Below are 24,916 nucleotides of genomic sequence, written 5' to 3' on the forward strand. Positions count from 1 at the left end.
GGGCGGTGTCCGGCGGGCGGCCGGCGGTGGGCGCGGCGGTGTCCGGCGGGCGGCCGGCGGTGGGCGGGGCGGTGTCCGGCGGGCGGTGGAACCGGGCGGGCCGGGCCTTCCCCTCCCCGGCCCGGACCGCCCGCGGGCCGCCTTGGCATGGGCATCGCGAGATGGCCGAAAGGCGTCGCCCTGCCCGGGAGGGCATCCGCATGCCCTCCCGGACTTCACCGCCGCCCGCGGGGATCGAGGCGGCGGCATCACCCGGCCCGCCGGGTCCTCGACGGCGGGCCGACCCACGACCACCAGCGAATCGCCGACCAGCCGGTCGGGCCAGGGGGCACGGCCGGGCGCACGTGAACACGGGACCGGAGCACGACGCTCCGGCGCGCGGGCCGATCGGCCGGATCCGAGTGGTCCGGACCAACCCCCGTGCGGCACCGGCGAGTGCGCGATCCCGCCATCCGGAATGCGACCTCTTAACCGTCGGAACGCGTCCGACTACTCTAGGTACTGCAGCTACGGCCCGGTGCCGCCCGGGCCCCGCGCACAAGGCCGCAGGAGGTGCAGCCGCCACCATGACCGTCAGCCCCCGTGGACCGAACGAACGGCTCGGCACGCTCCTGACCCTCGCCCAGATCAGCAACGCCGGGCTGGCCCGCCGGGTCAACGACCTCGGCGCGCAACGCGGGTTGACCCTGCGGTACGACAAGACCTCGGTGGCCCGCTGGGTGAGCAAGGGCATGGTCCCCCAGGGGCCCGTGCCGCACCTGATCGCCACCGCGATCGGCGGCAAGCTCGGCCGGCCCGTCCCGCTGGAGGAGATCGGCCTGGGTGACACCGACCCGGCGCCCGAACTCGGCCTGGCCTTCCCGCGCGACGTCGCCGAGGCGGTCCGCTCCGCCACCGACCTGTGGCGGGTCGACCTCGACCTGCGCCGGGGCCCCGGCGGCGGCCGGTGGAGCGACAGCCTGGCCGGCACCTTCTCGGTCGCCGCCTACGCGACGCCCGTCTCCCGCTGGCTGATCGCCCCGGCGGACGGCTCGGTGGCCCGCGAGGTGCCGCGTTCCCCGAGCGACACGTCCTCCTACCGGGTCGGCCACTCGGACGCCGCCAAGCTCCGCGAGGCCGCCCAGGAGGCCCGCCGCTGGGACTCCAAGTACGGTGGCGGGGACTGGCGTTCGTCGATGGTGCCGGAGTGTCTGCGGGTGGAGGCGGCGCCGCTGCTGCTGGCCTCGTACAGCGACGCGGTCGGCCGGGCGCTGTTCGGCGCGACGGCCGAACTGACCCGGCTGGCCGGGTGGATGGCCTTCGACACCGGACAGCACGAGGCCGCCCAGCGGTACTACATCCAGGCCCTGCGGCTGGCCCGGGCCGGCGCGGACGTGCCGCTCGGCGGCTACGTGCTGGCTTCGATGAGCCTGCAGGCCGGCTACCGGGGCTTCGCCGAGGAGGCGGTCGACCTGGCGCAGGCCGCACTGGAGCGCAACCGGGGTCTGGCCACCGCCCGCACCATGAGCTTCTTCCACCTGGTGGAGGCCCGGGCCCAGGCCAAGGCCCGCAACGCGGCAGCGTGTGCGACGGCGCTCGGAGCGGCGGAGAGCGCACTCGAACGAGCGCGCGCCGGGGATCCCGATCCGGCGTGGATCGACTTCTACGCCTACGACCGGCTCGCCGCCGACGCCGCCGAGTGCTTCCGCGACCTCGGAGTGCCCTCCAAGGTCCGGCAGTTCACCCGCGAGGCGCTGGCCACGCCCACCGAGGGCTTCGTCCGCTCGCACGGCCTGCGGCTGGTGGTCTCGGCGATGGCCGAGGCGGAGGCGGGCAACCTGGACGCCGCGGTCGCCGCGGGCGAACGCGCCGTCGAGGTGGCCGGCCGGATCTCCTCGCAGCGCAGCCGGGAGTACGTGGTGGAGATGCTGCGGCGGCTGGAGCCGTTCCACGGCGAGCGCCGGGTGCGGGAGCTGGCCGAGCGGGCGCGGGCGGTGATCGTCGCCCCGGCGTGAACGGCGGCGGGCCAGGGCAGTCAGGGCAGTCAGGGCAGTCAGGGCAGTCAGGGCAGTCAGGGCGGTGAACGACGGTCCGGACGGTGTAGGACGGCCTGACGATAAATGAGGTGCGACGGCGGGAGGGGCCTGGCTAGGGTCTCTCTCGTCCGGGTGCGCAGGCAGAGGTTACTTCCACTCCTAATGGGCAGGTCGCGGGTTCGAATCCCGTCACCGGCTTCGGGCCGGTGTAGCTCAGTGGCCAGAGCAGCTACGTCACCTCAGCCGTCTTGAACTCCGGACACCTACACGTGAATAGTTCGTCCGCACCTCCCGGTGCGACGGCAGCGGTTACTTCTGGTAGACGCCGGTTCTCCGGCGTAGCGGTTCGAGCCCGCGAAACACCGCCGCCGACCTGATCTCGGGAGGCAGCGCGCTCCGGAGTGCCCGGTGCGCAGGCGGGGGTTACTTCGGATCTTGGGGTTCCGGGTTCGAGTCCCGGGCGTGCCGTGCGCGAGCGCGGCCGCTAGCTCAATCGGGTAGAGCACAAGGCATACACCTCCGCCGACGTCGACCGTCCCACGGCCGGCACGATCTCGGGCACCCCGGACGCAGCATGCCTCCCTCCCACTGACACCAGCACACCGAGGGGGGCTGTCGTATGTCCAGGTTCAACATTCGCAAGAGCAAGGCGGGTCCGAGTTCGCCGGTGGCCACGACCGGGCAGCTCACCCGCAACCACAACGGCGGCGTCGGCCACGTCCGCGACCGCAAGTCCGAGCTGTTCCTGCTCGCGGTGGCCAACATGGTCGGCAAGGACACCTACTACGAGCACGGCGGCGACCGCGACGACCGCTACACCGCGCTCGTGCGCGAACTCGCCGTCGCCGAACCGGAGTGGACCCTCGGTCTGCTGCGCTGGCTGCGCTACGGCGCGCACATGCGCACCGCGGCCCTGGTGGGCGCCGCCGAGTTCACCCGGGCCCGGCTCGACGCGGGCGCCCACGGGCACTCCCGGCAGGCCGTCGCGGCGGTGCTGCGGCGCGCCGACGAGCCCGGCGAGCTGCTCGCCTACTGGACCTCGCGCTACGGCCGGGCGCTGCCCAAGCCGCTCAAGCGCGGCGTCGCGGACGCCGTCCGCCGCCTCTACGACGCCCGCTCGCTGCTCAAGTACGACACCGCGGGCAAGGGCTACCGCTTCGGCGACGTGATCGAGCTGACCCACCCCTCGCCGGACCCGGACAAGCCGTGGCAGGGCGCCCTGTTCGCGTACGCGCTGGACCGCCGGCACCGGCCGGAGGAGGCCGTCCCGCCCGCGGCCGACCCGCTGCTGACCGCGAACCGCGAACTGCTCGCGCTGCCCGTCGAGGAGCGTCGGGACGCGGTGACGGCCGAGGACGGCGCTGAGCGGCTGGCCGCCGCCGGGCTGACCTGGGAGGCGCTGGCGGGCTGGCTGCGGGGGCCGCTGGACGCGCCGGTCTGGGAGGCGGTCATCCCGTCGATGGGCCCGATGGCGCTGGTGCGCAACCTGCGCAACTTCGACCGGGCCGGGGTGTCGGACGCGGTCGCGGCCGAGGTGTGCCGCCGGATCTCCGACCGGGGCGAGGTGCGGCGCTCGCGCCAGTTCCCGTTCCGCTACCTGTCCGCGTACCGGCACGCGCCCTCGCTGCGCTGGGGGCACGCGCTGGAGACCGCGCTCGGCCACTCGCTGGCCAACGTGCCGGAGCTGCCGGGCCGGACGCTGGTCCTGGTGGACCGCTCCGGTTCGATGTTCGACCGGTCCGGCGGCCCGACCGAGCTCAACCGGGCCGACTCGGCGGCGATCTTCGGCACCGCGCTGAAGGTCCGCGCCGCCGAGGCGGACCTGGTCGAGTTCGGCACCACCAGCCGGGTGGTCGAGGTCGGCCGGGGCGAGGCGGTGCTGCGGGTGCTGGACCGTTTCTCCAGCCTCGGCGGCACCAACACCGCCGAAGCCGTCCGCACCCACTACCGGGGCCACGACCGGGTCGTGATCGTCACCGACGAGCAGACCGGACCGAACCACTGGGGCGGCGACCCGCTCGCCGCCGTCCCCGCTCACGTCCCCGTCTACACCTGGAACCTGGCCGGTTACGCCCCGGCCCACGGCGCCAGCGGCGGGGCGTACCGCCACACCTTCGGCGGCCTGAGCGACGCGGCCTTCCGCCTCATCCCCCTCCTGGAGGCCGGGGCGAACGCCCACTGGCCCTGGGAGGAGTAGCAGGACCGGCGGCCGGTGCGGCCGTCGGTCCGGCCGGACGGCCGGGAAGGGGTCCACGGGGGTGGTCCCTTCCCGGCCGTCCGGCGTCGCGGCGCGCAGCGTTCGCGCCCTCGACCCGTGCGGGGCGCCGTGGCAGCATCGGCGGCGGGGCGGCCGGGCGAGGCGAGGAGCTTGCGGTGGCGGACGAGGTCGACGTGCTGGTGGTGGGCGGCGGGATCGTCGGACTGGCCACGGCGTACGCGCTGACCCGGGCGCGGCCGGGGGCGCGGGTCGCGCTGCTGGAGAAGGAGTCCGGCTTCGCGACGCACCAGACCGGGCGCAACAGCGGAGTGATCCACAGCGGCGTCTACTACCGCCCCGGCTCGTACAAGGCCCGGTACGCCGTCGCGGGCGCCGCCGAACTGGTGGCGTTCTGCCGCGAGCAGGGCGTCCCGCACGAGGTGACCGGCAAGCTGATCGTGGCCACCGGCGCCGCCGAACTGCCCCGGCTGGCGGCGCTGGCGGAGCGCGGGCGGGCGAACGGCATCCCGGTCGCCGAACTGGACCGGGCCGGGATCGCCCGGTACGAACCGGAGGTGACCGGCATCGCCGGGCTGCACGTCGCCACCACCGGCGTCTGCGACTTCCCGGCCGTCGCCGCCGCCTACGCCCGGCTGGCCCGGGAGGCCGGCGCCGACCTGCGGACCGGCAGCGGGGTCCGGACGGTGGCCCGGCGCCGGGACGCGGTGACGGTGGGCACCGCCACCGGCGAGCTGCGCTGCCGGGTGCTGGTGAACTGCGCCGGGCTGCACAGCGACCGGATCGCCCGGCTGGCCGGGGACGAGACCGGCATGCGGATCGTGCCGTTCCGCGGCGAGTACTACGAACTGACCGAGCAGCGGAGGGACTTGGTGCGCGGCCTGGTCTACCCGGTGCCCGACCCGGCCTTTCCCTTCCTCGGCGTGCACCTCACCCGGGGCGTCCACGGGGACGTCCACGTCGGCCCGAACGCGGTGCCCGCGACGGCCCGCGAGGGGTACGACCGGCGCACCGTCAGCCCCCGCGACCTGGCCGGGACCCTGGCCTTCCCCGGTACCTGGCGGATCGCCCGCCGGCACTGGCGGTACGAACTCGGCGAGCTGCACCGCTCACTGTCCAAGCGGGCGTTCACCGCGGCCGTGCAGCGGCTGCTGCCCGCCGTCTCCGCCGAGGACCTGGTGCCCGCCACCGCCGGGGTGCGGGCCCAGGCGGTGGCCCGGGACGGCTCGCTGCTGGACGACTTCGCCTTCGCCGGCTTCGACCCGGCCGACCCGGGTTCCCCCCGCCGCGCGGTGCACGTGCTGAACGCCCCCTCCCCCGCCGCGACGGCCTCGCTGCCGATCGGCCGGGAGGTGGCCCGCCGGGCGCTGGCCGCCCTGGAGGCGGGCGGATGACCGGGCACGGGGGCGGACGGACCGGCGACGACAGCGGCCACCGCGGGCCCGGGGAGCGGACGGACCGGGCACCGGAAGCAGGCGGCCCGGGCACCGGAAGCAGGCGGACCGGCCGCGTGACCGGAACCCGGATGAGCCCCGTCACACACCCCGTCGGGCGCCCCGCGCGGCCCCGTAGACTCGGGGGATTGTGACTGCCACCGCCCCGATCCCCCAGCCCTCGCCGTCCGCCCGGATGTCCGCGGCGCCGGCCGCCTACCCCGCGCCGATGTACCCGCACAAGGCCACCGAGGCCCAGCACCGGGAACGCCGCATCCGCAGCTTCCAGCCGCGCCGGGGCCGGATGACCAACGCCCAGGCGAGCGCGCTGGACCGGAGCTGGGAGACCTACGGCATCCCGATCGACGGCACCCCGCTCGATCTGCGGGAGCTGTTCGGCGAGCTGCCGGTGACGCTGGAGATCGGCTTCGGCATGGGCGAGACCACCGCCGCGATGGCCGCCGCCGACCCGGCCATGGGCATCCTCGCCGCGGACGTGCACACCCCGGGCCACGGCAACCTGCTCGGACTGCTGGAGCGCGACGGCTCGGACAACGTCCGGACCGCCGCCGGCGACGCGGTCATCCTGCTGCGCGACATGATCCCGGACGCCTCGCTGGCCGGTCTGCGGGTCTTCTTCGCCGACCCGTGGCCCAAGCCCAAGCACCACAAGCGCCGGCTGGTCCAGTCCGGCTTCCTCGACCTGGTGCTGCCCCGGCTCGCCCCCGGCGCGCTGGTGCACTGCGCCACCGACTGGGAGCCGTACGCGGAGCAGATGCTGGAGGTGCTGTCCGCCTCGCCGGAGCTGGAGAACCTGCACCCCGAGGGTGACGGGACCGGCTGGCTGGAGCCCGCCGACCACCCGGACGGCAGCATCCCCGGTTACGCACCGCGACCGCAGTGGCGTCCGGTCACCAAGTTCGAACGGGCCGGGATCGCCAAGGGCCACGTGGTCCACGACCTGCTGTTCCGCCGCCGCTGACCCTCCGGCCGCCGTTCGAACGGCGGCCGCACGGCGACCGCGCCGACGCGCCCCGGGCGGACGGTTCGTCCCGAGTCCTCCCGGCGGACCGCCGCCGTGGCCTACCCTGTGCCGCATGGGCAGCCCGTCCGGCGGCGGGTCCCGGCCGACCGCCCGGACTGTCCGGACGGCTGTTCAGGTCGCCGCCTACGCACCGGAGACGGTCCCGCGCACCGGAGACACCCGGACCATCCCGGGCCCCCGGAAGCGCCGGGACCACCGCCTGCTGCCCCGGCCGGGCGGACCGCCGCCGGCGGCCGCGGACGCCCCCGCCACCGGCCGGCCGCCGGGCCGCCGCCGCTCCGTGGCGCTCTCCTCGGTCACCGCGACCGCCGTCCTCACCCTGATCGGCTGCGGGGTGCTGATCCTGCACCTGGTCCAGCGGCAGACCGGCACCGTCGGGCTGCTGGTCGGGCTGGGCCTGGCGATGGTGCCGCTGCCCTTCGTCCTGGGCGGACTGGCCTGGCTCAACCTCACCGCCCGGGTGCCGCTGCGGCACACCGTGTTCTGCCTCGGCTGGGGCGCCTGCGCCGCCACGACCGTCGCCATCCTCGCCAACAACTGGACGGCCGGCTACCTGACCAGGCACCAGGGGCGGCTCGGCGAACTGCTCGGCGCCGGGCTCGCCACCCCGGTGATCGAGGAGACCGCCAAGGCCACCGCGCTGCTGGTGCTGCTGCTGCCGTTCGGCCGACGACTGCGCTGCCGGGGCCGCCGCACCGGGCGCCCCTGCGCGCCGCTGCTGCGCAGGTCGTCCGAGCCCCGGTGCCCCCGCCCGTACCAGCGCCGCCCGGTCGGACCGCACGCCCGGGGCCGGCTGCGCCCGTACCTGCGGCCGCTGCCCTACCTCCGCCCGGCCCCGCCGTCCGGCGGCGCGCCGCACCGCCGCTCCCGGCCCCGCACCCTGGCCGCCGGGGTGGTGCTCGGCGGGATGACCGCGTGCGGCTTCGCCTTCACCGAGAACGTCCTCTACCTGGGGCGGGCCTTCACCAGCGACCAGCGGCAGCGACTGGACAGCATCGGCCTCGGCGATCCGCCCAGCCTGCGCGACTTCGACGGCACCGTGCAGACCTTCGTGCTGCGCGCCCTGCTCTCCCCGTTCGCCCACCCGCTGTTCACCGCGCTCACCGGCATCGGCCTGGCCGTCGCCCTGACCACCGGCCGGCGCCGGCTCGCCCGGCTGGCCGCACCGGCCGGGCTGCTGGCGGCGATGGTGCTGCACGGCACCTGGAACGCGGCCGCCGACCTCGGCACGGACGGCTTCCTGGTGGTGTACGCGGCGCTGATGGTGCCCTGCTTCGTCGCGCTGGTCTGCTTCGCGGCCTGGGCGAGGGCCCGCTCGGCCCGCCCGGACCGGCGCGCGGCGCGGGGCGGGCGGGGAACCGCCGGGCACTCCGTCGGGCGCTCCGTCGGGGCGGCCTGAAGCCCCCCGGCGGGCCGCCCGGGACCCGGCACCGGGGGCGGCCGGAGAACGGATTTCCCATCTCGGCGACTTCCACGTATTGTTGTGTTCACCGACGCGGGGTGGAGCAGCTCGGTAGCTCGCTGGGCTCATAACCCAGAGGTCGCAGGTTCAAATCCTGTCCCCGCTACTCAGTAGCCGAAAGGCCCGGAGGATTCTTCCTCCGGGCCTTTCGCGTTCCCCGGACAGTTCCGGGGCCGGGCGGTTCCGGGGTGCCGACTGCGGACCGCCCCGGCGAGGGCCGCGATTTAATCCGTTGCCCTCCCGCCGGTGGGCTGCCTATCGTGGCAGCACACTGAAAGGAGGTGATCCTGAGTTGAGTACTTTCGGGATGCGTGAGGTGGCTGCTCGCTAGAGCCGCCCCTGCCTGCGCAGGGTGAGGCCCACGGCCTCCGGCAGGCGAAATCCACAGCAGTCACCCGGCCCGCGGGCTCACCGGTACATCCCCGGTGCCTCGGCGCCTGGCCAGTGCACGGGCCGGCGCGGAGGAGCAGCCCGCGGGTCGTCTGCATTTCTCCCCCCGTGTCGCGACCGGGGGCGCCCATCGGTGCTCCGCAGGTCGCTGCTCCCCGTGTCGTAGCCGGGGCGCGCCCGGGACGTTCTCGTGATGGGGCCCCGGCGCCAGGGCTTGTCCGACAAGCCCTAGAGTCGGCGCGGGGTTCCGGAGCGGAGCGACACGGGCACAGGGGGTAGGGGATGGCGATGGCGAAGGCGCGACGGCCGGGCGGCGGTCCGGCGCTGCGGACGGCGCAGCGGGGTGCCACCGCAGTACTGGCCGGGACGGGGCTGGCCGGGCTGCTGCTGTTCGCGCTCGGCCGGGACCACGTCTGGCAGGCGCTCGGCGGCGGACTCGTGACGGCCGGCGCCTCGGCGGTGCTCGGCGGCGGGCTGGGCTTCCTGTTCGGGGTGCCGCGGGTGCGCGGCGGCTCGGAGCAGCCGCAGGGCTCGTACGTGCCGAACACCAATCTGGAGCAGGTCTCGGACTGGCTGACCAAGGTGCTGCTGGGCGTCGGCCTGACCCAGCTCGGTTCGCTCGGCGAGCGGCTGCACGGACTCGGGACGGCGCTGGCGCCCGTGCTCGGCGGTGGTGACGCCGCGGTGCCGTTCGCGGCGGCGCTGGTGCTCTACTTCCTGGTCCTCGGCTTCCTGGCGGGCTGGCTGGTGACCAGGCTCGCGCTGCCGCAGGTGCTGAACGACGCCGACCGGGCCCTCGACCTCTTCCTCGCCGGGCAGGACCGCGACCGGCACGGCGACAAGGTGGGTGCGGACGACCTGCGGGTCCGCGCGATGCAGCAGCTCGGGCTGCTGGGCGGCAGCGCGGAGCACCCCGCCGCGCTGGCCGGGCAGTTGCCGCCCGCCGCGGACTCACCGGCCGGGCCGGAGGGCGTGGTGGCCGAGGTCCGCTCGACCGCCCGGCGTTCGGCGCTGACCGCCGACCAGGTGCGGGACCTCTTCGCGGACGGCTCCGAGGGGCGGCGGATCCAGGCGCTCGCGCTGATGCAGGGCGACCCGTCGCTGGCGGACCTGGCGAGCGTGCTGGAGGCGATCGAGCACCCGCGGTCGGGCTTCGAGCAGTACCACGCGCTGCTGGCCGCCCGGGGGCTGCTCTCCCGGCTGCCGGCCGCCGGGGCGCAGCGGCTGCGGGACGCGGTGGCGGCGCAGCTGGTCGATCCGCGGGGCATTCCGTACGCGTCGGACCGCAGTTGGCTGGCGGAGAAGATCCTGTCCCGGCTGCAGGTGACGGCCTTCGTCCCGGCGCAGCCGTCCGGCCCTGCCGTACCGGCCGGGTCCGCAGGTCCGGCCGGTCCGGCCGGGGGCGCAGGTCCGGCCGGGGACGCAGGTCCGGCCGGGGGCGCAGGGGACTCAGGTCCCGCCGGGGGCGGTTCCTAGACGGTGAAGCGCAGTTCGGGCTGCTCCCAGGGGGTCCTGGGCTGCGGCGGCCGGGTGCCGGTGCGCTCGGCGCCCATCCGCAGGTAGAAGGGCTCGGCGGGCGGGTGGGACACGACCTTGACCGCGCTGATCCCCGTGGCCCGGGCACGGTCGAGCATGTCCGTGATCAGCTGCCGTCCGATGCCGAGTCCCTGGGCCGGGTCGGCGACGAACATCAGGTCCAGTTCGGCCGGTTCGCGGATCAGTGCGTAGAAGCCGAGCAGTCGGTCGTCGGCGCCGTCGACGGCCATCCGCACCTCGTGCCGGGCGAGGTAGTCGGGTGTCACCCGGTAGCCGTCGATCATGGCGGCGTAGGCGCCGCGGTAGGCGGCGGAGGCCTGGATCAGCTCGGTGAGCCGGTCGGCGTCGGCTGCTCCGGCCCGCCGGATCGTGATCTCGCTCATGCGGCGAGTATAGGAGTGACACCCATGAATGACCATTACATTCCGGCTCGGCGGCGGCGACGGTCGGCCGCCCTCAGCACCAGGACGCGACGGGTGCGGCCGTCCTCCGCGCGGGGGAAGCGGCGGACCTCACTGGCGATCCGGCACTCGCCGAGCGCGTACCGCAGCGGGTCGAGGTGCCCGCAGCGGCGGCCGTGCCCGTCGTGCAGCGGCTGGACCCGGACCTCGCCGTCCGGCGAGGTGACCCGGACCAGTTCGATCAGGGCGGCCAACTGACGCTCCGGACCGAAGAGTTCGGGATAGGCGAAGAGCAGGTAGCAGCTCAGGGTGAGGGCGAAGGTGCCGTCCGCGAACGGCAGCCTGGGCAGCGCGGCGGCCACGTAGCGCTGCGGGTGCGCGGCCGAGTCGGCGGCGAACAGCAGGCGGGCCCGGTCCCAGCTGCGCAGGTAGCGCTCGGGCCGGTGCGGGAGCGGCGAGGGGTAGAGGAACGGGCGGGCGGCCATCGCGCCGGCCATCGCCGCCCGGGCGGTCAGGGCACGGTCCGCGACCACCGGCAGCGGCAGCGCGTACGCCGGGTCCGCGGCGATCACCCGGCAGCCCAGTCCGCGCGCCTCGGCGGCCAGGCCGGCCGCGCCGCCGGGGCAGTCCAGCAGCGGCCCGGGGAGGGCGGCGAGCTGGGCCCGGGTGAGGTCGAACAGGGCGCAGTACTCGTCCAGCGGACGGGAGGTGACCAGGACGTCCGGGGGTTCGGGGGGAATGCCTGCGACGGCCACCCGGTCATCCGAACACGCGGCGGCCCCGGCCGCATCCGGAGTGCGGACGGGGCCGGGGCCCGGTGGTCGGCCCGTCGCCGACGGCGGTGTTCAGCGGCCCAGCAGGCCCTGGGCGGCGGCCCGGTTGACGTTGGTCAGCCCGCGGACCAGCTGCGCGGTGAGGAAGACCAGCACCACCCCGACCAGCGAGAACCCGGCGATCTGCCACATCCCCTCGATGTAGTAGACGTGCTGGACGTGGTGGCCGTCGGTGTAGTCGAACAGCTTGTACCCGCGCCAGTCGGTGTAGGTCGGGAACACCCAGTGGTAGACGGGGTAGAGCGCCATCGCCCAGCCGACCAGCAGGAACGCCAGCGTCATGGTGAAGCTGAAGACGGCCCAGGGGAACATCACCACCTGGTGCAGCGCGGCCTTCCAGCCCGCGCCGTCCGCCAGCCGCGCGGTGATCGCGCCCCAGGCGCCCGGACGGACCGGGCGCACCGGCTTCGGGCCGGGGACGTCCAGGGCCAGCATGCCGCGCGCCCGGGCCCGCTCCAGCCGGCCGAAGCCGCGGCCGGCGGCGGTCAGGCCGGCCAGCACCGGCAGGCCGAGGACGGTGATGAAGGTGCCCAGGCCGAGGCAGAACAGGGTGATCGCGACGGCGAAGCCGGCGATCGCCACCGGCAGGCCGCTGAGCACGTAGCCGATCTCGCGGTAGTAGTGCGCGGAGAACGGCGCCGCCCAGAAGACGGGCGGCCGCTCGGTCCGACGGGCGCGGTCGGCGCGCGGGTCGTCGGCGTGCGGGTCGGCGGCGTGCGGGTCGTCGCCGTATCCGCCCAGGAGGTCCCCCGCGTACTCCAGCGTGCTTCGGCTGCTGCTCATGTCCCGGCCCCCGGCCCTCGTCCTGACGTCGTCCGCGTTCGCTGACGTCGTACAGTCTGGCGGGACCGGTGGGTCGGGGGGCATCCGGAGGCCTGGCGGATCGGGGGTGGGGTTAACCCCCCGCCCGCGGGCCCGCCGGTCGCGGGCCGGCTCGGCGGAGGCCGCTCGCCCGGTTCAGCCGGTCGGACCCGGCCACTCGTCGACGAGCAACGCGTAGCGGTACGAGTCGGACCAGGCGCCGTCCTTGAACCGGTCCTGCCGCGCCCGCCCCTCCAGCCGGAACCCGAGCTTGGTGAGCACCCTGGCGGAGGCCGTGTTGTCCACGTCGACCCGGGCCGCCAGCCGGTGCAGGTCCAGGGTCCGGAAGGCGAAGTCGCAGAGCAGGCCGGTGATCTCGCCCGCGTAGCCGTGGCCCCAGGACGCGCGGCCGAGGACGTAGCCGAGGTGGGCGGAGCGGTACGTCCCGAGCGTGAGCGAGGCGTGCCCGATCGGCGTCGCGTCCTGCGGGTCCTCGGCGTCGGCGAGCCTGGTGACGGCGAGCCGGTAGGTGTCCCGCTCCTCGGCCATCGCCTGCTCCAGGTAGAGCTCGATCTGGTCGGCGCAGGACTCGCGGTCGCAGGGTTCGAAGGGCAGGTGGCGGGTGACCTCCGGGTCGCCGAACAGCGCGTGCAGGGCGTCCACGTCGCCGTCGGTGTGGTGGTACTCGCGGATGGCCAGCCGGGGGCCGACGAGTCGTACGGGGACCATGGCTGCCGACCCTACCGGCCCCCGGCGACTACCGTTCGGACTATGAACGACGAAGACCTGCGGCTCGCCCCGCGCACCAGGGCCGCCGACCTGCTCGCCTGGGCGGCCGATCAGGGCCGCACGCCGGTGGCCGAGGGGCCGCTGCGCGCGGTGCTGGCGCTGCTGGAGCTGGGCGGGAGCAGGATGCACGACGGCTGGCCCGAACTGACCTCCGACGCGGTGGAGCACCTGCTGTACGAGCGGCTCCACCTGTACGTCCAACCCCTGCCCGAGGAGGACCCGCTCGCGTACGGCGACGCCGTCCGGCTGCTGATCGACCACCAGCGGGCGGCCCGGCGGCTCAACGCCAAGCGCCAGGAGCGGCTGCACGCGGAGGCCGAGTGGCAGGGCGAGGTCGCGGCCGGGCTGCTGCGCCGCGCCGACCTGGTGACCTGGCCCCGGCTGTACACACTGCTGCTGCACGCGTACGGGGTCGACGTCGCGGACGGGGCGGCGGTGCGGGACTGGCTGGCCGGTTTCGGGGAGCTCGCCGAGGAGGAACGGCTGGCCGCGTACGAGGCGCTGGCGCCGGCCGGCTGGCTGGACGAGCCGGACGAGCAGGGCTGGGGACCGGGCCGGGTGCTGTCGGTCGGCATGGCCACGGACGGCGCGCGGCGACTGCTGGAGCAGGGCCTGATGCGGCGCAGCTACCGCAACCTGGCCGAGCTGAACGCGCTCGGCCGGCCGATGCCGGACGAACTGACCGGTGACTTCGGGCAGTTCGAGGAAGCGGCGGTCGACGCGGCGCTCGACCTGTTCGGGGTGTGGACGGTGCCGGGGCTGCCGCGGCTGCTGGTGGAGGAGTTCCCGGAGCTGGCGCCGGAGCCGGGCCCGGAGGAGATCGACGCGTACCTGGCGCAGCTGCCCGCGGAGGAGTGAGACGTCGTGACGGAGCCCCCGGTCGTCGCGTACGACCGGGGGCTCCGCACTGCTTCGGGGGCTGCCCGGGGTGCTCCGGGGGCTCCGCGCGCTTCCGGGGCCCCGGCAGAGGGTCCGCTACGGGGTGAGGCCGCGCTGCTGGAGCCAGGGCTCGGGGTCGACCGGGGCGCCGCCGCCGGGGCGGACCTCCAGGTGCAGGTGCGGGCCGGTGACGTTGCCGGTGGCACCGACCTTGCCGATCTGCTGGCCCGAGGTGACCTGGCCGGCGCCCTTGATGATCGAGGAGAGGTGGCAGTACCAGATCTCGGTGCCGTCGGGCAGCGTCTCGACGATCCGGTAGCCGTAGGAGCCGGACCAGCCGGCCGAGGTGATGGTGCCCTGGCCGAGCGCGTACACCGCGGTGCCGGTGTCGGCGGCGAAGTCCAGGCCGGTGTGCACGTTGGCCCAGTAGCGGGCGCTCTGGCCGTAGTGGGCGGAGAGCCGGTAGTCCTTCACCGGCAGGGTGAGGGCGGCGGCGCGCTTGGCCTCGGCCTCCTTGGCGGCGGCCTTGGCCTCGGCTTCCTTGGCGGCGGCCTTGGCCTCGGCCTCCTGCGCGGCCTGCACGCGGGCGCCCTCCTCCGCGGCGGTGCGCTGGCTGTCGGCCTGCTGCTGGATGCGGGCGGCGAGCGCGAGGCCGGGGTCGGCGGAGAGGGCGACCGGGGTCTCGTCCGGGGCCTCGACGGCGGGGGCGGCGGCCGGGGTGGCCGAGGCGAAGCCGGTGGCGCCCAGGGTGGCGGCGACCGCGGTGACGCCGAGCAGCGGGGAGGCGCCGCGGGTCTGACGCGGCATCCGGTGCCGGTTGGTCTCGACCTCGGGGCCGAAGGCCTCGGGCGCGTCCGCGCCGGGGTGGTCGAGGAGCTGGGTACCGGCTGCGGGGCCGGCCGGGTGTGCCGGGGTGTGCGTCGACGCCACGGAGGCGCGCTCCTTTCCTTCCTTCGCGCCTACCGGGTTAGCTGACGGGTTCGGAGCAGGAAGGTCTCCTACGGCCGGGCCGGGGCCCCGCCGATTCACCCCAAGGAACGTGGTTCCCCGGCTCCCTGACCTGCCCGGAGGCCGGCCGACGGGATTAGGCGACGGCGCACGGTGCCGTCTGGGTACGGCGTTGACGACCGCGCTGCGTTATCAAACGTTAATCCTAGGGCGCTCCGATTCCAAGCCATCCGTCCGGGACGACCGCGGAGCGGATGATCGGACGTCAACGAACGACCCCTCATGCGAGCACCCCATCTGAGTACCCCTACTCATGTGCGGTCACACCGGGCGGCCGCATCCTGGCGCCATGAGCGCACCGATGCAGAACCGCACCACGGCCGCGTACTACGTCCAGGCCATCCTCTCCTTCGCCCTGTCGGGCACCGCCGTCGCGGTCGGGATCGCCTACCTGCCGGTCGGCGGGTGGACGCGGGCCTTCCTCGGGATCGGCCTCCTCTACACCGTCACCTCCGCGTTCACCCTGGCGAAGGTGGTCCGGGACCGGCACGAGTCGAACGAGATCGTCAGCCGGGTCGACCAGGCCCGGCTGGACAAGCTGCTCAGCGAGCACGACCCGTTCAGGGTCGAGGGGGCCTGAGGCGGGAGCGCCCGACCTCCTCCCGCGCCCGGACGCTTGACAGCTAAGGCTATTAGCCTTAGCTTTATGGCTATCGGCAGCACCGCCGATGCCCGCGACGGCGGACCGAGGAGGCCCACCATGAACGCCACCGACACCCCCGACACCCAGTACCTGGCCCTGCCCGGCGGGCGCATCGCCTTCGACGACACCCGGCAGGGCGACGGCACCCCCGTCGTCCTGCTCCCCGGCATGCTCGACAGCCGGGCCGCGTACCGGCACCTCCGCCCCCTGCTCGTCGCCGCCGGCCACCGGGTCGTCACCGTGGACCTGCGCGGCTTCGGCGAATCCTCCATCGCCTGGGACGACTACGGCCCGGCCGCCATCGCCGACGACGTCCTCGCCCTCCTCGACCACCTCGGCATCGAACGCGCCGTCCTCGCCGGGAACTCCTACACCGGCGCCACCGTCGTCAAGGCCGCCGGGGACGCGCCCGAGCGGGTCGCCGGAATCGTCCTGATCGACGCCTTCGTCGAGAACCCGCAGCCGGGCGCCCTCATGCGCGGCGCCCTGCGCCTGATGGGCGCGGCAATCGTCCACTGGCCCGCCTTCTGGGGCTTCTACCTGCGCCGGATGGCCTTCCCCGGCGCCAAGCCCGCCGACTTCGACGCGTACGTGAACGGGCTGGTCGCCGCCCTGCGCACCCCCGGCCGCAAGACCGCCACCCGCGGCTACGTCAGCGGGGACTCCGCGCCGGCCGGCTGGACCGCCGCAGTGCGGTGCCCGGCACTCGTGGTCATGGGCAGCAAGGACCCCGACTTCCCGAAGCCCGAACTCGTCGCCGACCGGCAGGTCGCGGCACTCGGCGCGCGGAAGGCGATGATCGAGGGATCCGGGCACTACCCGATGGCCGACGCCCCGCAGGCCACCGCGGACGCCCTGCTGCCCTTCCTCGCCGAACTCGCCTGACCGCCGGCGCCCGACGTTCCCCGCCGGCGCCCGACAGATTCCCCGCCCGACTCCCGTACGGAGAACCCGAAGCCATGCCCCGCGTAGGACTGACCCCCGACCAGGTCGTCGACCACGCCCTCGCCCTCATCGACGAACAGGGCACCGAAGCACTGACCCTGGCCGCGGTCGCCGCCCGCGCCGGGGTCGCCACCCCCTCCCTGTACAAGCACGTCAGCGGCGGCCTCGCCGAACTGCGGCGGATGATCGCCGTCCGGGTCACCGAGGAACTCGCCGACCGCCTCGCGGACGCCGCGGTCGGCCGCAGCGGCGACGACGCCGTGGCCGCCGTCCTGCGCGCCTACCACGCCTACGCCACCGAGCGCCCGCACCGCTACAACGCCCTCCCCCAGGCCCCGCAGCCCGACGACGACCTGGCCCGGGCCGCCACCCGGCTCGTCGGCGTGATCATCGCCGTCCTGCGGGAGTACGGCCTCGACGGCTCCGAGGCGATCCACGCCGCCCGCACCGTCCGCTCCCTCGCCCACGGCTTCGCCTCCCTCACCACCGCCGGCGCCTTCCGGCTCTCCGAGGACCTCGCCACCACCCAGGAGCGCCTCATCACCACCCTGACCACCGGCCTCCGCAGCTGGCCCGCGTAGCAGGCCGGGCAGTCGGGGCGGCCGGCGGCCGGTCCTGATGCCGTACGGGTGGCCGCCGTCGGCGCTGCCGCTGCGTCCGGTGCGCGCGGTGGCGCAGGACGTCCCGGACAACCGGACCCCGGTGCTGGTGCCGGTGCCGGTGCCGGTGCGGCGGCTCGGTCACCCCTCACCGTCCGGGGAAATGGGGTATTAAGAATCAGTGCCCCCCTCCGAGGACGAGAACCGGACACCGGACGAGAACCGGACGCCGGACCGGCGACGGACCCCACTGAGCAGTCCGACCGCCCGCAGTGCGATGCGCTGCGTGCGCCTGCTGCTCGGCTGCGCCGACGCGGCCGAACTGCTGGGCACCGTCCTGGCCGAGGGCCCGGTGTGGATCACCGGCGAGGGTTCCGCGCTCTACCTGCTGGATTCGGCGGGCATGCTCCGGCTGACCGTCTCGCACGGGCTGCCGGACTGGGCGCACGAGCGGTACAGCGTGGTCGATCCGGCCGGTGAGCTGCCCGCCGCGATGGCCCTGCGGCTGCGCCGCCCGTACCTGTTGAGCCCGGAGCACACCAGCGTCGACTACCCGAACCGGAACACCGGCATGGGCACCGGGATGGTCGCCGTGATCACCCTGCCGATGGTCGTGGACGAGCGGCCGGTCGGCGTGCTCGCGCTGGCCCTGGCCCACCGGGGCACCGTCCCCCGCCGTGACCTGGACGTCCTGGAGACGATCGCCGAGGCCTGCGCGCACCGGCTCTCCCACCTGCTGGACCACGCGGACGCCCGGCTCCCGCGGGACGCCCGTTCGCCGCACGGCGTCCGGTTATCCGACGGCCCGGCGCCGGAGGGGGCGGACGCGCTCCCCGCCGGGCTGGCCCACCCGCTGCTGTCACTCGCCGTCCGGTCCGCCGGGCACGGCGCGTTCGAGCGCGACCTGGTCACCGGGGAGAGCTTCTGGGACGCCGCGGCGTTCCGGGTGACCGGCCGGCCGGTGTCCCCGGACGGTGCCGCCCCCGAGCTGGACCGGCTGGTCCATCCGGAGGACCTGCCGGACGTGCAGGCCGCGCTCGCGGAGGCGCTGGCCGCCGGCGGGCGTTACCGGATCGGCTACCGGGTGCTGCGCCACGACGGCGGGGTGGCGCAGGTGGAGGAGTCCGGCGAGGTGATGCTGGACGTGCACGGGCGGCCGGTGCGGATCGCCGGGCTGCTCGCGGACGTCGGGCACCGGGAGCGGCCGCCGGCCGACGAGGGGGCTTCGCCGGGCGCAGCCCGGACGGCGCTGCTGCTGGCGCTCACCCGGGCCCTGTCGCGGGCGGTGACCGTCCGGGACGTCACCACCGCGGTGACCGACATCGTCCGCCCGGCCCTCGGCGCCGCGGGCATCGTCCTCGACCTGGTGGACGAGGGCCGGCTGCTGCCCGTGTCGCACACCGTCTACGGGGGGCCGCGCCGCACCGAGCTCACCCGGCTGGCGGACCTGTCGGAGTCCGTGATGCAGCGTTCGCTGGCCCGTTCCGCCCCGCTGTTCAGCGAGCCCTCCGCCGCCCGCGCCCGGCGGGACCCGCTCGCCCCGGCCGCCTGGGCGGTGCTGCCGCTGGTCGCTTCCGGGCAGCAGGTCGGCTCCTGCCTGATCACCTTCGCCGCCGAGCGGGCGTTCAGCCGCGAGGACCGCACCCTGTACTCGGCCTTCGCCGGCATCCTCGCGCAGTCCCTGGAGCGGGCCCGGCTGTACGACACGCATCACCACCGGGCCACCGAGCTGCAGCGGGCGATGCTGCCGCGCACCCTGCCCCGGTTGCCGGGGGTCGCCAGCGCCGCCCGCTACCTGCCGAGCACCGAGGGGATGCAGATCGGCGGTGACTGGTACGACCTGCTGCGGCTGCCGGACGGCCGGATCGGGCTGGTGATCGGGGACGTCCAGGGGCACAACGCCGAGGCCACCGCCGTGATGGGCCAACTGCGCAGCGGCCTGCGGGCGTACGCGACGGACGGGCACGACCCGGCCGCCACGCTGACCCGCACCAGCCGGCTGCTGTCCGAGCTGGACACCGACCTGTTCGCGACCTGCCTCTACCTGACGCTGGACCCGGCCGACGGCGAGCTGACGGCGGCCCGGGCCGGGCACCCGTCGCCGGTGCGGATCACCGCCGGTGCCCGGGCCGTGGAGCTGGACCTGCCGGGCGGGCCGCCGCTGGGGGTGGACCCGGACCTGCCGTACCCGCTGGCGGTGGACCGGCTGGCGGGCGGCGAGACGCTGCTGGCGTACACGGACGGGCTGGTCGAGGACCGCGAGGAGGACTACGACGAGTCGGTGCAGCGGATGCTCGGCGGGCTGGAGCTGTGGGCCCGGCAGGCCGGACCGGGCCGGATCGGTCCGGCGCCCGCGCTGGAGCGGCTGGCCGACCTGCTCACCCTGAACGTCACGGAGCGGCGGTCCCGGCCGGATGACGTGGCACTGCTGCTCCTGCACCGAATGTCACCACTTCCGTAACATCCTGCACACACATCCCACACACCCCCTGGCGCGAATCGGCCATCGGGCCCACCGGCGGCCCGTCCCGACCGCCCCGACGGGGCCCGGCCGACCCCTCGCCAGCTGCGGCGATCGCGGGCGAACGAGTCCGGATTGAGGCCGGATTGACTCGATTTTGACGAGATCCGGTCACTTGGCGAGATCCGTTCACACCTTCGTAGGATCATCACCCTAGAATTCGCGGCGTGACGATGACTCAGTGGTCCGTAACGGCAACCGGCGTACTCGCCGTCCTCGCCCTCGTGGCCGCCGCGCGGTACCACGCCGTGTCCGTCACCCAGCGCGGCCGTGCCGACCGGCTGCAGCACGAACTCGCCCGCCTCCAGGAGCAGCTCACCGCCGAACTCTCCCGCCGCGGCGCCGAGCTGGCCGCCGTCCAGCAGGAGCAGGAACTCACCGCCTCCACCCAGCGGGCCTTCCTCAGCGTCGCCCGCCGGATCCTGGTGATGGCCCACGACCAGCAGGCCCTGCTGGACGAGATGGAGCGCACCCACGACGACCCGGCCCTGCTGGAGGGCCTGCTCAAGGCCGATCACGCCGCCGCCCAACAGGCCCGGCTGGCCCAGACCCTGGCCGTGCTGTGCGGCGCGCGGGCCGGCCGCCACTGGCCGGAGCCGGTCCCCCTGGAGGACGTCGTCCGCGGCGCCCAGTCACGCATCCTGCCGTTCCAGCGGGTGGTCGTCCGCAGCCGGATCGAGACCGCGGTGGTCGGCGCCGCGGCCGAGGCGCTGATCCACGCGATCGCCGAGCTGCTGGACAACGCCACCCGCTACTCCCCGCCCAGCACCCAGGTGTTCGTCACCCTCATGCCGGTGCACAACGGCGCCGTCATCGAGATCGACGACGGCGGCGTCGGCATGCCCGAGCAGGCCGTCGCCAAGGCGTCCGCCGCGCTCGCGGGCGGCAGCACCCTGGAGGTCTCCCGGCTGGGCGAGGTGCCCCAACTGGGCCTGGCCGCGGTCGGCCGGCTCGCCGAGCAGTACGGCTTCCGGGTCACCCTCAGCTCGGCGCCCTCGCCGTACGGCGGCGTGCGCGTGGTCGTCCTGCTCCCGAACGCGCTGCTCACCGAGCCGCTGCCGCCCACCGTCCCCGGCCTCGGGCCGGACGACCGGGCGTTCAACCCCGACCCCCGACCGGTCTCCCCCCTCGGCCACCCCCTGGTCGAGGCCCCGCCGCCGGGCCCGGGCCCCCTCCTCGGCGACACCCCGCCGCCACTGCCCCGCCGGAGCCACCGGCGCGACCGCGCCAACCGCCCCGCCCAGCACGCCGCTCCCCCACCGCCGCCCGCCCCGCCGTACCGCTCGGCCCGGGACGCGCAGGCGTTCATGGCGATGTTCCAGGCCGGGACCGCCAGCGGCCGATCGGCCGCCCGGGCCCAGGCCCAACCCGGCCCCACCGACCCTGCTTCCCCCCGACTTCCCCAGCGCTCCGGAGAGTTCCATGACCACCACCCCTGACCTCGGCTGGCTGCTCGCCGACATCATCGCCGTCCCCCAGGTCCAGCACGCCGTCGTCGTCTCCAACGACGGCCTGGAGATCGGCCGCAGCGCGGGCATCCCGCGCGAGGACGCCGAACGGCTCGCCGCCGCCTGCTCCGGACTGCAGTCGCTGGCCCGCGGCGTCGCGACCGGCTTCGGCGGACCGGGCAGCGCCACCCGCCAGATCATCATCGAGTACGGCGGCGGCTACCTGTTCATCGTCGCCGCCGGGGCGGGCGCGCACCTGGCCGTGGTGACCAGCGAGGCGGTGGACGCCGGCCTGGTCGCGTACCAGATGCAGGTCCTGGTCGAGCGGATCGGAACCCACCTCACCAGCCCGCCGCGCGTCGACCACGCGGCGGGGGGCCACCGGTGAGCGGGCCGGTCCGGCCGTACGTCATCACCGGTGGACGCAGCCGCTCCACCCGCCCCGAGCTGGCCGTGGAGAGCCTGGTCAGCGCCCTGCCCGGACCATTAGGGCTGTCCGACCCGCCGGAACTGCCCGAGCACCAGCTGCTGAACCGGGAGCACCGGCGCATCCTCGGGATCTGCCACAGCCTGCTGTCCATCGCCGAGGTGGCCGCCCACCTGGGGCTGCCGTTCGGCGTCGTCAAGGTGCTGGTCGGGGACCTGTGGGACCTCGGCGCCGTGCAGGTGCTCCCGCCCGTCCCGCAGGCCGAACGCCTGCCCACAACCCTCCTGGAAGAGGTGCTCGTTGGCCTCCGCCAACTCCGCTGAAGCCGTCCCCGAGGCCGCCGGTGCGGCCGACGGGCCGCAGTACCTGCCGTCCTCGGTGCAGGGCGCGGTCAAGATCCTGGTCACCGGCCCGTTCGGGGTCGGCAAGACCACCCTGGTCGGCTCGCTGAGCGAGATCACCCCGCTGCGCACCGAGGAGACCATGACCGCCGCCAGCAGCGGCGTCGACGACCTCACCGGCCGCGGCACCAAGACGACCACCACGGTCGCGCTGGACTTCGGCCGGATCACGCTCAACCCGCGGCTCGCGCTGTACCTGTTCGGCACGCCCGGGCAGCAGCGGTTCTGGCCGCTCTGGGACGACCTGTCGCGGGGCGCGCTCGGCGCCATCGCGATGGTCGACCTGCGCCGTCCGGACGAGAGCTTCGACGTCCTCGGCCGGCTGGAGGAGCAGCGCATCCCGTTCGCCGTAGCCGTCAACACCTTCCCGGACACCCCGAGTTACCCGGAGGAGGAGCTGCGCTCGGCACTGGACCTGCTGCCGGACGTGCCGATCCTGTTCTGCGACGCCCGCGACCGGCGGCAGTCGTACGACCTGCTGATCGACTTCGTCGACCACCTGCACCGCAGCTCGGTCCTGGAGCTGCAGGGATGAGCGCCACCGAACCCGGCGCCGCGGCCGCCCACGGCTGCCCGGTCGCGCACGGCGGCCCGCCCGTCGGGCCCGGTGCGGGCCTGCCCGGCGGACTGCCCACCGGCGTACCGCTGACCCCGCTGTACGGGCAGGCCGTCGCCGAGGACCCGCACGGGCTGTACCTGCGGCTGCGCGAGCGCTACGGCCCGGTCGCGCCGATCGAGCTGGAGCCCGGCGTCGAGGCCTGGCTCGTCCTCGGCTACGCCGAACTGCTCGAACTCACCCGCAACGAGGCGCTGTTCTCCAAGGACTCGCGCCGCTGGCGGGTGCCCGCCGAGGGCCGGCTGGCCGCCGACTCCCGGCTGCTGACGATGACATCCTGGCGCCCGACGCTGCTCAACCTGGACGGCGCCGACCACCAGCGGCTGCGCTCCGCCGTCTCGGACACCCTCGCCCAGATCGACCACCACCAGCTGCGCGGGACCACCGAGGCCGCCGCCAACGGCCTGATCGACAGCTGGGGACCGGACGGCACCGCCGACCTGATCGCCCAGTACGCGCGACGGCTGCCCCTGCTGGTCTTCACCCAGCTGATCGGCCTGCCGGCCGACGCCGGGCCCCGGCTGGTCGAGCTGATCAGCCACTTCGTGGACAGCAGCGCGCAGTCACAGCGGGCCGGCGCCGAGTTCCAGGCGATCCTGGTCGACCTGGTCCGGCGCCGCCGGGCCGCGCCCAGCGCCGACCTCACCTCCTGGCTGCTCGCCCACCCGGCCGGGCTGACCGACGAGGAGGCGGTGCACCACCTGGTGGTGCTGATGGTCGCGGGCAACGAGACCTCGATCAACTGGACCGGCAACACCCTGCGGCTGCTGCTCACCGACCGGCGCTTCCGGGCCACCCTCACCGGCGGCCGGCTCACCGTCTCCGACGCGCTGGAGGAGGTGCTCTGGCGCGACCCGCCGACGCAGAACTTCCCCGGCCGCTGGGCCACCGGCGACACCGTGCTCGGCGGCCAGTACATCAGCGCCGGCGACATGCTGGTCCTCGGTCTGGCCGCGGCCAACGCCGACCCGGCCGCCCAGGGCGTCTCCGCCGCCGCCCAGGGGTCGCTCGGCGGCAACCGGGCGCACCTCGCGTGGGGTGCGGGCCGGCACGTCTGCCCGGCCCAGCACCCGGCCCGGATCATCGTCGAAACCGCCGTCGAGACCCTGCTGCACCGCCTGCCGGACCTCCAACTCGCCGTCCCGGCAGGCGAACTGGCCTGGCGACCGTCCCCCTGGTCCCGGGCCCTGACCGCCCTGCCGGTGCTGTACAGCGCCTTCACCCCGCCCCGCCCGCCAGCCCCCGAGAGGCCCGCATGGACACCGCCGTCGACTCCGCCGGAGCCCGCCCCGAACCCGTCAGACTCGACCCCTTCGGAGGCGACCAGCACGGAGAGAACGCCCGACTCCGCGCGGCCGGCCCCGCGGTCCTGGTGGAGCTCCCTGGCGGGGTGGTGGTCTGGGCGATAACCCACCACGACACCCTCCAGGCGCTGCTGGCCGACCCCCGCGTCGGCAAGAACGCCCGGCTGTGGACGACCTTCCGGGAGGGGCGCCTCCCGGAAGGCTGGCCGCTGACCAACTTCATCGCCGTCCCCGGCATGGTCACCGCCGACGGGGACGACCACCGGCGGCTGCGCGGACTGGTGTCCCAGGCGTTCACCCCGCGCCGGATCGCCCAGCTGGCCCCCGCCATCGAGGCCAGGACCGTCGCGCTGCTCGACGACGTCGCCGAGCTGGACGGCGAGTTCGACCTGCGCGAGCACTTCGCCTACCCGCTGCCGATGCAGGTCATCGGCGAACTGCTCGGCCTCGCGCTGGAGCAGCAGGACGAGCTGCACGAGCTGTCCGACACCCTGGTCTCCAGCTCGGCCACCCCGGCGGCGGCCATCGCCGCGCAGCGGGACCTGAACGCGCTGCTGGCCTCGGTGGTCGCGGCCAAGCGGGCCGAACCCGGCGACGACCTGACCACCGACCTGATCGCCGTCCGCGAGGCCGGCGACCGGCTCAGCGAGGCCGAACTCGTCGGCACCCTGCTGCTGATGCTGGTCGCCGGGCACGAGACCACGCTCAACCTGATCACCAACGCCGTCCGCGCCCTGCTCGCCCACCCGGACCAGCTGCGGCTCGTCCTGGACGGCGCGCAGCCGTGGTCGGCGGTGGTCGAGGAGACGCTGCGCTACGACTCGCCGGTCGGGCAGTTCCCGCTGCGCTACGCGACCGAGGACATCGAGGTCGGCGACGTGGTGATCCGGCGCGGCGAGGCGCTGCTGGCCTCCTACGCGGCGGCCGGGCGCGACTCCGGACACCACCCCGAGGCCGACCGCTTCGACCTCACCCGGCAGCCCGCCCGGCACCTGTCGCTCGGCCACGGCCCGCACTTCTGCCTCGGCTCCGGACTGGCCCGGCTGGAGGCCGAGACGGCGCTGCGGCACCTGTTCGCCCGGTTCCCCGCACTGGCCCTCGCGGAGGGCCGGACGAACGAGCCGATCGCGTCGTTCGTCAGCAACAGCGTGCGAACCCTGTGGGTGACCGTCCGGCCCGGCGGGTGACCTGAGGGCGGCCGGGTC

At 75.0% G+C, this 24,916-nt stretch carries 22 protein-coding genes, 1 tRNA gene and 1 riboswitch; of the genes, 18 read left to right on the top strand and 5 right to left on the bottom strand.

Annotated elements, in window-relative coordinates; translation table 11 throughout:
• Positions 1 to 566 precede the first annotated feature (566 nt).
• From ACFV04_RS27630 to ACFV04_RS27660, 7 genes are all read left to right on the top strand, one after another.
• Positions 567 to 1,994, top strand: coding sequence for an MFS transporter (locus tag ACFV04_RS27630; protein ID WP_360257671.1), 1,428 nt, complete (start codon positions 567 to 569; stop codon positions 1,992 to 1,994).
• Between the two features lie 640 nt (positions 1,995 to 2,634).
• Positions 2,635 to 4,212 (top strand): TROVE domain-containing protein, encoded by a 1,578-nt coding sequence (locus ACFV04_RS27635; RefSeq protein WP_380341862.1) that lies wholly within the window; start codon positions 2,635 to 2,637, stop codon positions 4,210 to 4,212.
• Positions 4,213 to 4,388: 176 nt separating this feature from the next.
• Positions 4,389 to 5,624 carry an L-2-hydroxyglutarate oxidase gene (lhgO, locus tag ACFV04_RS27640; protein ID WP_380533266.1) on the top strand — a complete coding sequence of 412 codons (1,236 nt, stop codon included), beginning with the start codon at positions 4,389 to 4,391 and terminating at the stop codon, positions 5,622 to 5,624.
• 190 nt (positions 5,625 to 5,814) lie between these two features.
• A complete protein-coding gene (gene trmB, locus ACFV04_RS27645) occupies positions 5,815 to 6,645 on the top strand; it encodes a tRNA (guanosine(46)-N7)-methyltransferase TrmB (protein ID WP_360257677.1) in 831 nt (276 codons plus the stop codon).
• A 115-nt stretch (positions 6,646 to 6,760) separates the two neighbouring features.
• Positions 6,761 to 8,107 (top strand): PrsW family intramembrane metalloprotease, encoded by a 1,347-nt coding sequence (locus tag ACFV04_RS27650; protein WP_380533268.1) that lies wholly within the window; start codon positions 6,761 to 6,763, stop codon positions 8,105 to 8,107.
• Between the two features lie 95 nt (positions 8,108 to 8,202).
• Positions 8,203 to 8,276 (top strand) — tRNA-Met (locus tag ACFV04_RS27655).
• 572 nt (positions 8,277 to 8,848) lie between these two features.
• Entirely contained in the window at positions 8,849 to 10,036 is a 1,188-nt protein-coding gene (locus ACFV04_RS27660) for a hypothetical protein (protein ID WP_380533270.1), read from the top strand.
• Here the strand turns inward: ACFV04_RS27660 and ACFV04_RS27665 are convergent.
• The 4 genes from ACFV04_RS27665 to ACFV04_RS27680 form a co-directional block, all read right to left on the bottom strand.
• Positions 10,033 to 10,479 carry a GNAT family N-acetyltransferase gene (locus ACFV04_RS27665; protein ID WP_380533272.1) on the bottom strand — a complete coding sequence of 149 codons (447 nt, stop codon included), beginning with the start codon at positions 10,477 to 10,479 and terminating at the stop codon, positions 10,033 to 10,035. The two genes, ACFV04_RS27660 and ACFV04_RS27665, sit on opposite strands and share 4 nt — an antisense overlap.
• A gap of 35 nt (positions 10,480 to 10,514) precedes the next feature.
• Positions 10,515 to 11,252 carry a hypothetical protein gene (locus ACFV04_RS27670; RefSeq protein WP_380341849.1) on the bottom strand — a complete coding sequence of 246 codons (738 nt, stop codon included), beginning with the start codon at positions 11,250 to 11,252 and terminating at the stop codon, positions 10,515 to 10,517.
• Between the two features lie 90 nt (positions 11,253 to 11,342).
• On the bottom strand, positions 11,343 to 12,113 hold the full coding sequence (locus tag ACFV04_RS27675; protein ID WP_380533274.1) for a sensor domain-containing protein: 771 nt from the start codon (positions 12,111 to 12,113) through the stop codon (positions 11,343 to 11,345).
• 174 nt (positions 12,114 to 12,287) lie between these two features.
• Positions 12,288 to 12,860, bottom strand: coding sequence for a GNAT family N-acetyltransferase (locus tag ACFV04_RS27680; RefSeq protein WP_380341844.1), 573 nt, complete (start codon positions 12,858 to 12,860; stop codon positions 12,288 to 12,290).
• A 42-nt stretch (positions 12,861 to 12,902) separates the two neighbouring features.
• Between ACFV04_RS27680 and ACFV04_RS27685 the strand changes: the two genes are divergently transcribed.
• Entirely contained in the window at positions 12,903 to 13,778 is an 876-nt protein-coding gene (locus ACFV04_RS27685) for a hypothetical protein (protein WP_380341841.1), read from the top strand.
• A gap of 117 nt (positions 13,779 to 13,895) precedes the next feature.
• On the opposite strand, the gene ACFV04_RS27690 is transcribed toward ACFV04_RS27685, so the two are convergent.
• Complete coding sequence (locus ACFV04_RS27690; protein WP_380341839.1) at positions 13,896 to 14,729, bottom strand: M23 family metallopeptidase; 834 nt, start codon at positions 14,727 to 14,729, stop codon at positions 13,896 to 13,898.
• 12 nt (positions 14,730 to 14,741) lie between these two features.
• Positions 14,742 to 14,900: riboswitch (cyclic di-AMP (ydaO/yuaA leader) on the bottom strand.
• Positions 14,901 to 15,096: 196 nt separating this feature from the next.
• Here ACFV04_RS27690 and ACFV04_RS27695 point away from each other — a divergent pair.
• From ACFV04_RS27695 to ACFV04_RS27740, 10 genes are all read left to right on the top strand, one after another.
• The gene (locus ACFV04_RS27695) at positions 15,097 to 15,387 is read left to right on the top strand and encodes a YiaA/YiaB family inner membrane protein (protein ID WP_380533277.1); all 291 of its coding nucleotides are present in this window, start codon (positions 15,097 to 15,099) and stop codon (positions 15,385 to 15,387) included.
• Between the two features lie 120 nt (positions 15,388 to 15,507).
• Positions 15,508 to 16,335, top strand: coding sequence for an alpha/beta fold hydrolase (locus tag ACFV04_RS27700; protein WP_380533279.1), 828 nt, complete (start codon positions 15,508 to 15,510; stop codon positions 16,333 to 16,335).
• Positions 16,336 to 16,409: 74 nt separating this feature from the next.
• On the top strand, positions 16,410 to 16,976 hold the full coding sequence (locus tag ACFV04_RS27705) for a TetR/AcrR family transcriptional regulator (RefSeq protein WP_380341831.1): 567 nt from the start codon (positions 16,410 to 16,412) through the stop codon (positions 16,974 to 16,976).
• Positions 16,977 to 17,175: 199 nt separating this feature from the next.
• Positions 17,176 to 19,455, top strand: coding sequence for a SpoIIE family protein phosphatase (locus tag ACFV04_RS27710; RefSeq protein ID WP_380533281.1), 2,280 nt, complete (start codon positions 17,176 to 17,178; stop codon positions 19,453 to 19,455).
• 233 nt (positions 19,456 to 19,688) lie between these two features.
• The gene (locus ACFV04_RS27715; RefSeq protein WP_380533298.1) at positions 19,689 to 20,954 is read left to right on the top strand and encodes a sensor histidine kinase; all 1,266 of its coding nucleotides are present in this window, start codon (positions 19,689 to 19,691) and stop codon (positions 20,952 to 20,954) included.
• Positions 20,938 to 21,351: a roadblock/LC7 domain-containing protein gene (locus ACFV04_RS27720; protein ID WP_360257708.1), complete on the top strand. Its 414-nt coding sequence runs from the start codon at positions 20,938 to 20,940 to the stop codon at positions 21,349 to 21,351. Before ACFV04_RS27715 ends, ACFV04_RS27720 begins: the two co-directional genes overlap by 17 nt.
• A complete protein-coding gene (locus ACFV04_RS27725) occupies positions 21,348 to 21,713 on the top strand; it encodes a DUF742 domain-containing protein (RefSeq protein ID WP_380341823.1) in 366 nt (121 codons plus the stop codon). Before ACFV04_RS27720 ends, ACFV04_RS27725 begins: the two co-directional genes overlap by 4 nt.
• Complete coding sequence (locus tag ACFV04_RS27730; protein WP_380341821.1) at positions 21,691 to 22,326, top strand: ATP/GTP-binding protein; 636 nt, start codon at positions 21,691 to 21,693, stop codon at positions 22,324 to 22,326. The genes ACFV04_RS27725 and ACFV04_RS27730 overlap by 23 nt, the downstream gene beginning before the upstream one ends.
• Entirely contained in the window at positions 22,323 to 23,816 is a 1,494-nt protein-coding gene (locus ACFV04_RS27735) for a cytochrome P450 (RefSeq protein ID WP_380533284.1), read from the top strand. The genes ACFV04_RS27730 and ACFV04_RS27735 overlap by 4 nt, the downstream gene beginning before the upstream one ends.
• Positions 23,780 to 24,898, top strand: a complete 1,119-nt coding sequence (locus ACFV04_RS27740) for a cytochrome P450 (RefSeq protein ID WP_380533286.1) — start codon at positions 23,780 to 23,782, stop codon at positions 24,896 to 24,898. Before ACFV04_RS27735 ends, ACFV04_RS27740 begins: the two co-directional genes overlap by 37 nt.
• The last annotated feature ends 18 nt before the right edge of the window (positions 24,899 to 24,916 follow it).

The sequence above is a fragment of the Kitasatospora sp. NPDC059599 genome (assembly GCF_042735125.1).
GTDB lineage: Bacteria > Actinomycetota > Actinomycetes > Streptomycetales > Streptomycetaceae > Kitasatospora.

Excerpts from the sequence above, each read along its gene's own strand:
- ACFV04_RS27630 (WP_360257671.1), top strand. The coding sequence starts at position 567 with ATGACCGTCAGCCCCCGTGGACCGAACGAACGGCTCGGCACGCTCCTG.
- ACFV04_RS27635 (WP_380341862.1), top strand. The coding sequence starts at position 2,635 with ATGTCCAGGTTCAACATTCGCAAGAGCAAGGCGGGTCCGAGTTCGCCG.
- ACFV04_RS27650 (WP_380533268.1), top strand. The coding sequence starts at position 6,761 with ATGGGCAGCCCGTCCGGCGGCGGGTCCCGGCCGACCGCCCGGACTGTC.
- ACFV04_RS27660 (WP_380533270.1), top strand. The coding sequence starts at position 8,849 with ATGGCGAAGGCGCGACGGCCGGGCGGCGGTCCGGCGCTGCGGACGGCG.
- ACFV04_RS27665 (WP_380533272.1), bottom strand. The coding sequence starts at position 10,479 with ATGAGCGAGATCACGATCCGGCGGGCCGGAGCAGCCGACGCCGACCGG.
- ACFV04_RS27675 (WP_380533274.1), bottom strand. The coding sequence starts at position 12,113 with ATGAGCAGCAGCCGAAGCACGCTGGAGTACGCGGGGGACCTCCTGGGC.
- ACFV04_RS27680 (WP_380341844.1), bottom strand. The coding sequence starts at position 12,860 with ATGGTCCCCGTACGACTCGTCGGCCCCCGGCTGGCCATCCGCGAGTAC.
- ACFV04_RS27685 (WP_380341841.1), top strand. The coding sequence starts at position 12,903 with ATGAACGACGAAGACCTGCGGCTCGCCCCGCGCACCAGGGCCGCCGAC.
- ACFV04_RS27695 (WP_380533277.1), top strand. The coding sequence starts at position 15,097 with ATGAGCGCACCGATGCAGAACCGCACCACGGCCGCGTACTACGTCCAG.
- ACFV04_RS27700 (WP_380533279.1), top strand. The coding sequence starts at position 15,508 with ATGAACGCCACCGACACCCCCGACACCCAGTACCTGGCCCTGCCCGGC.
- ACFV04_RS27705 (WP_380341831.1), top strand. The coding sequence starts at position 16,410 with ATGCCCCGCGTAGGACTGACCCCCGACCAGGTCGTCGACCACGCCCTC.
- ACFV04_RS27715 (WP_380533298.1), top strand. The coding sequence starts at position 19,689 with ATGACTCAGTGGTCCGTAACGGCAACCGGCGTACTCGCCGTCCTCGCC.
- ACFV04_RS27720 (WP_360257708.1), top strand. The coding sequence starts at position 20,938 with ATGACCACCACCCCTGACCTCGGCTGGCTGCTCGCCGACATCATCGCC.
- ACFV04_RS27735 (WP_380533284.1), top strand. The coding sequence starts at position 22,323 with ATGAGCGCCACCGAACCCGGCGCCGCGGCCGCCCACGGCTGCCCGGTC.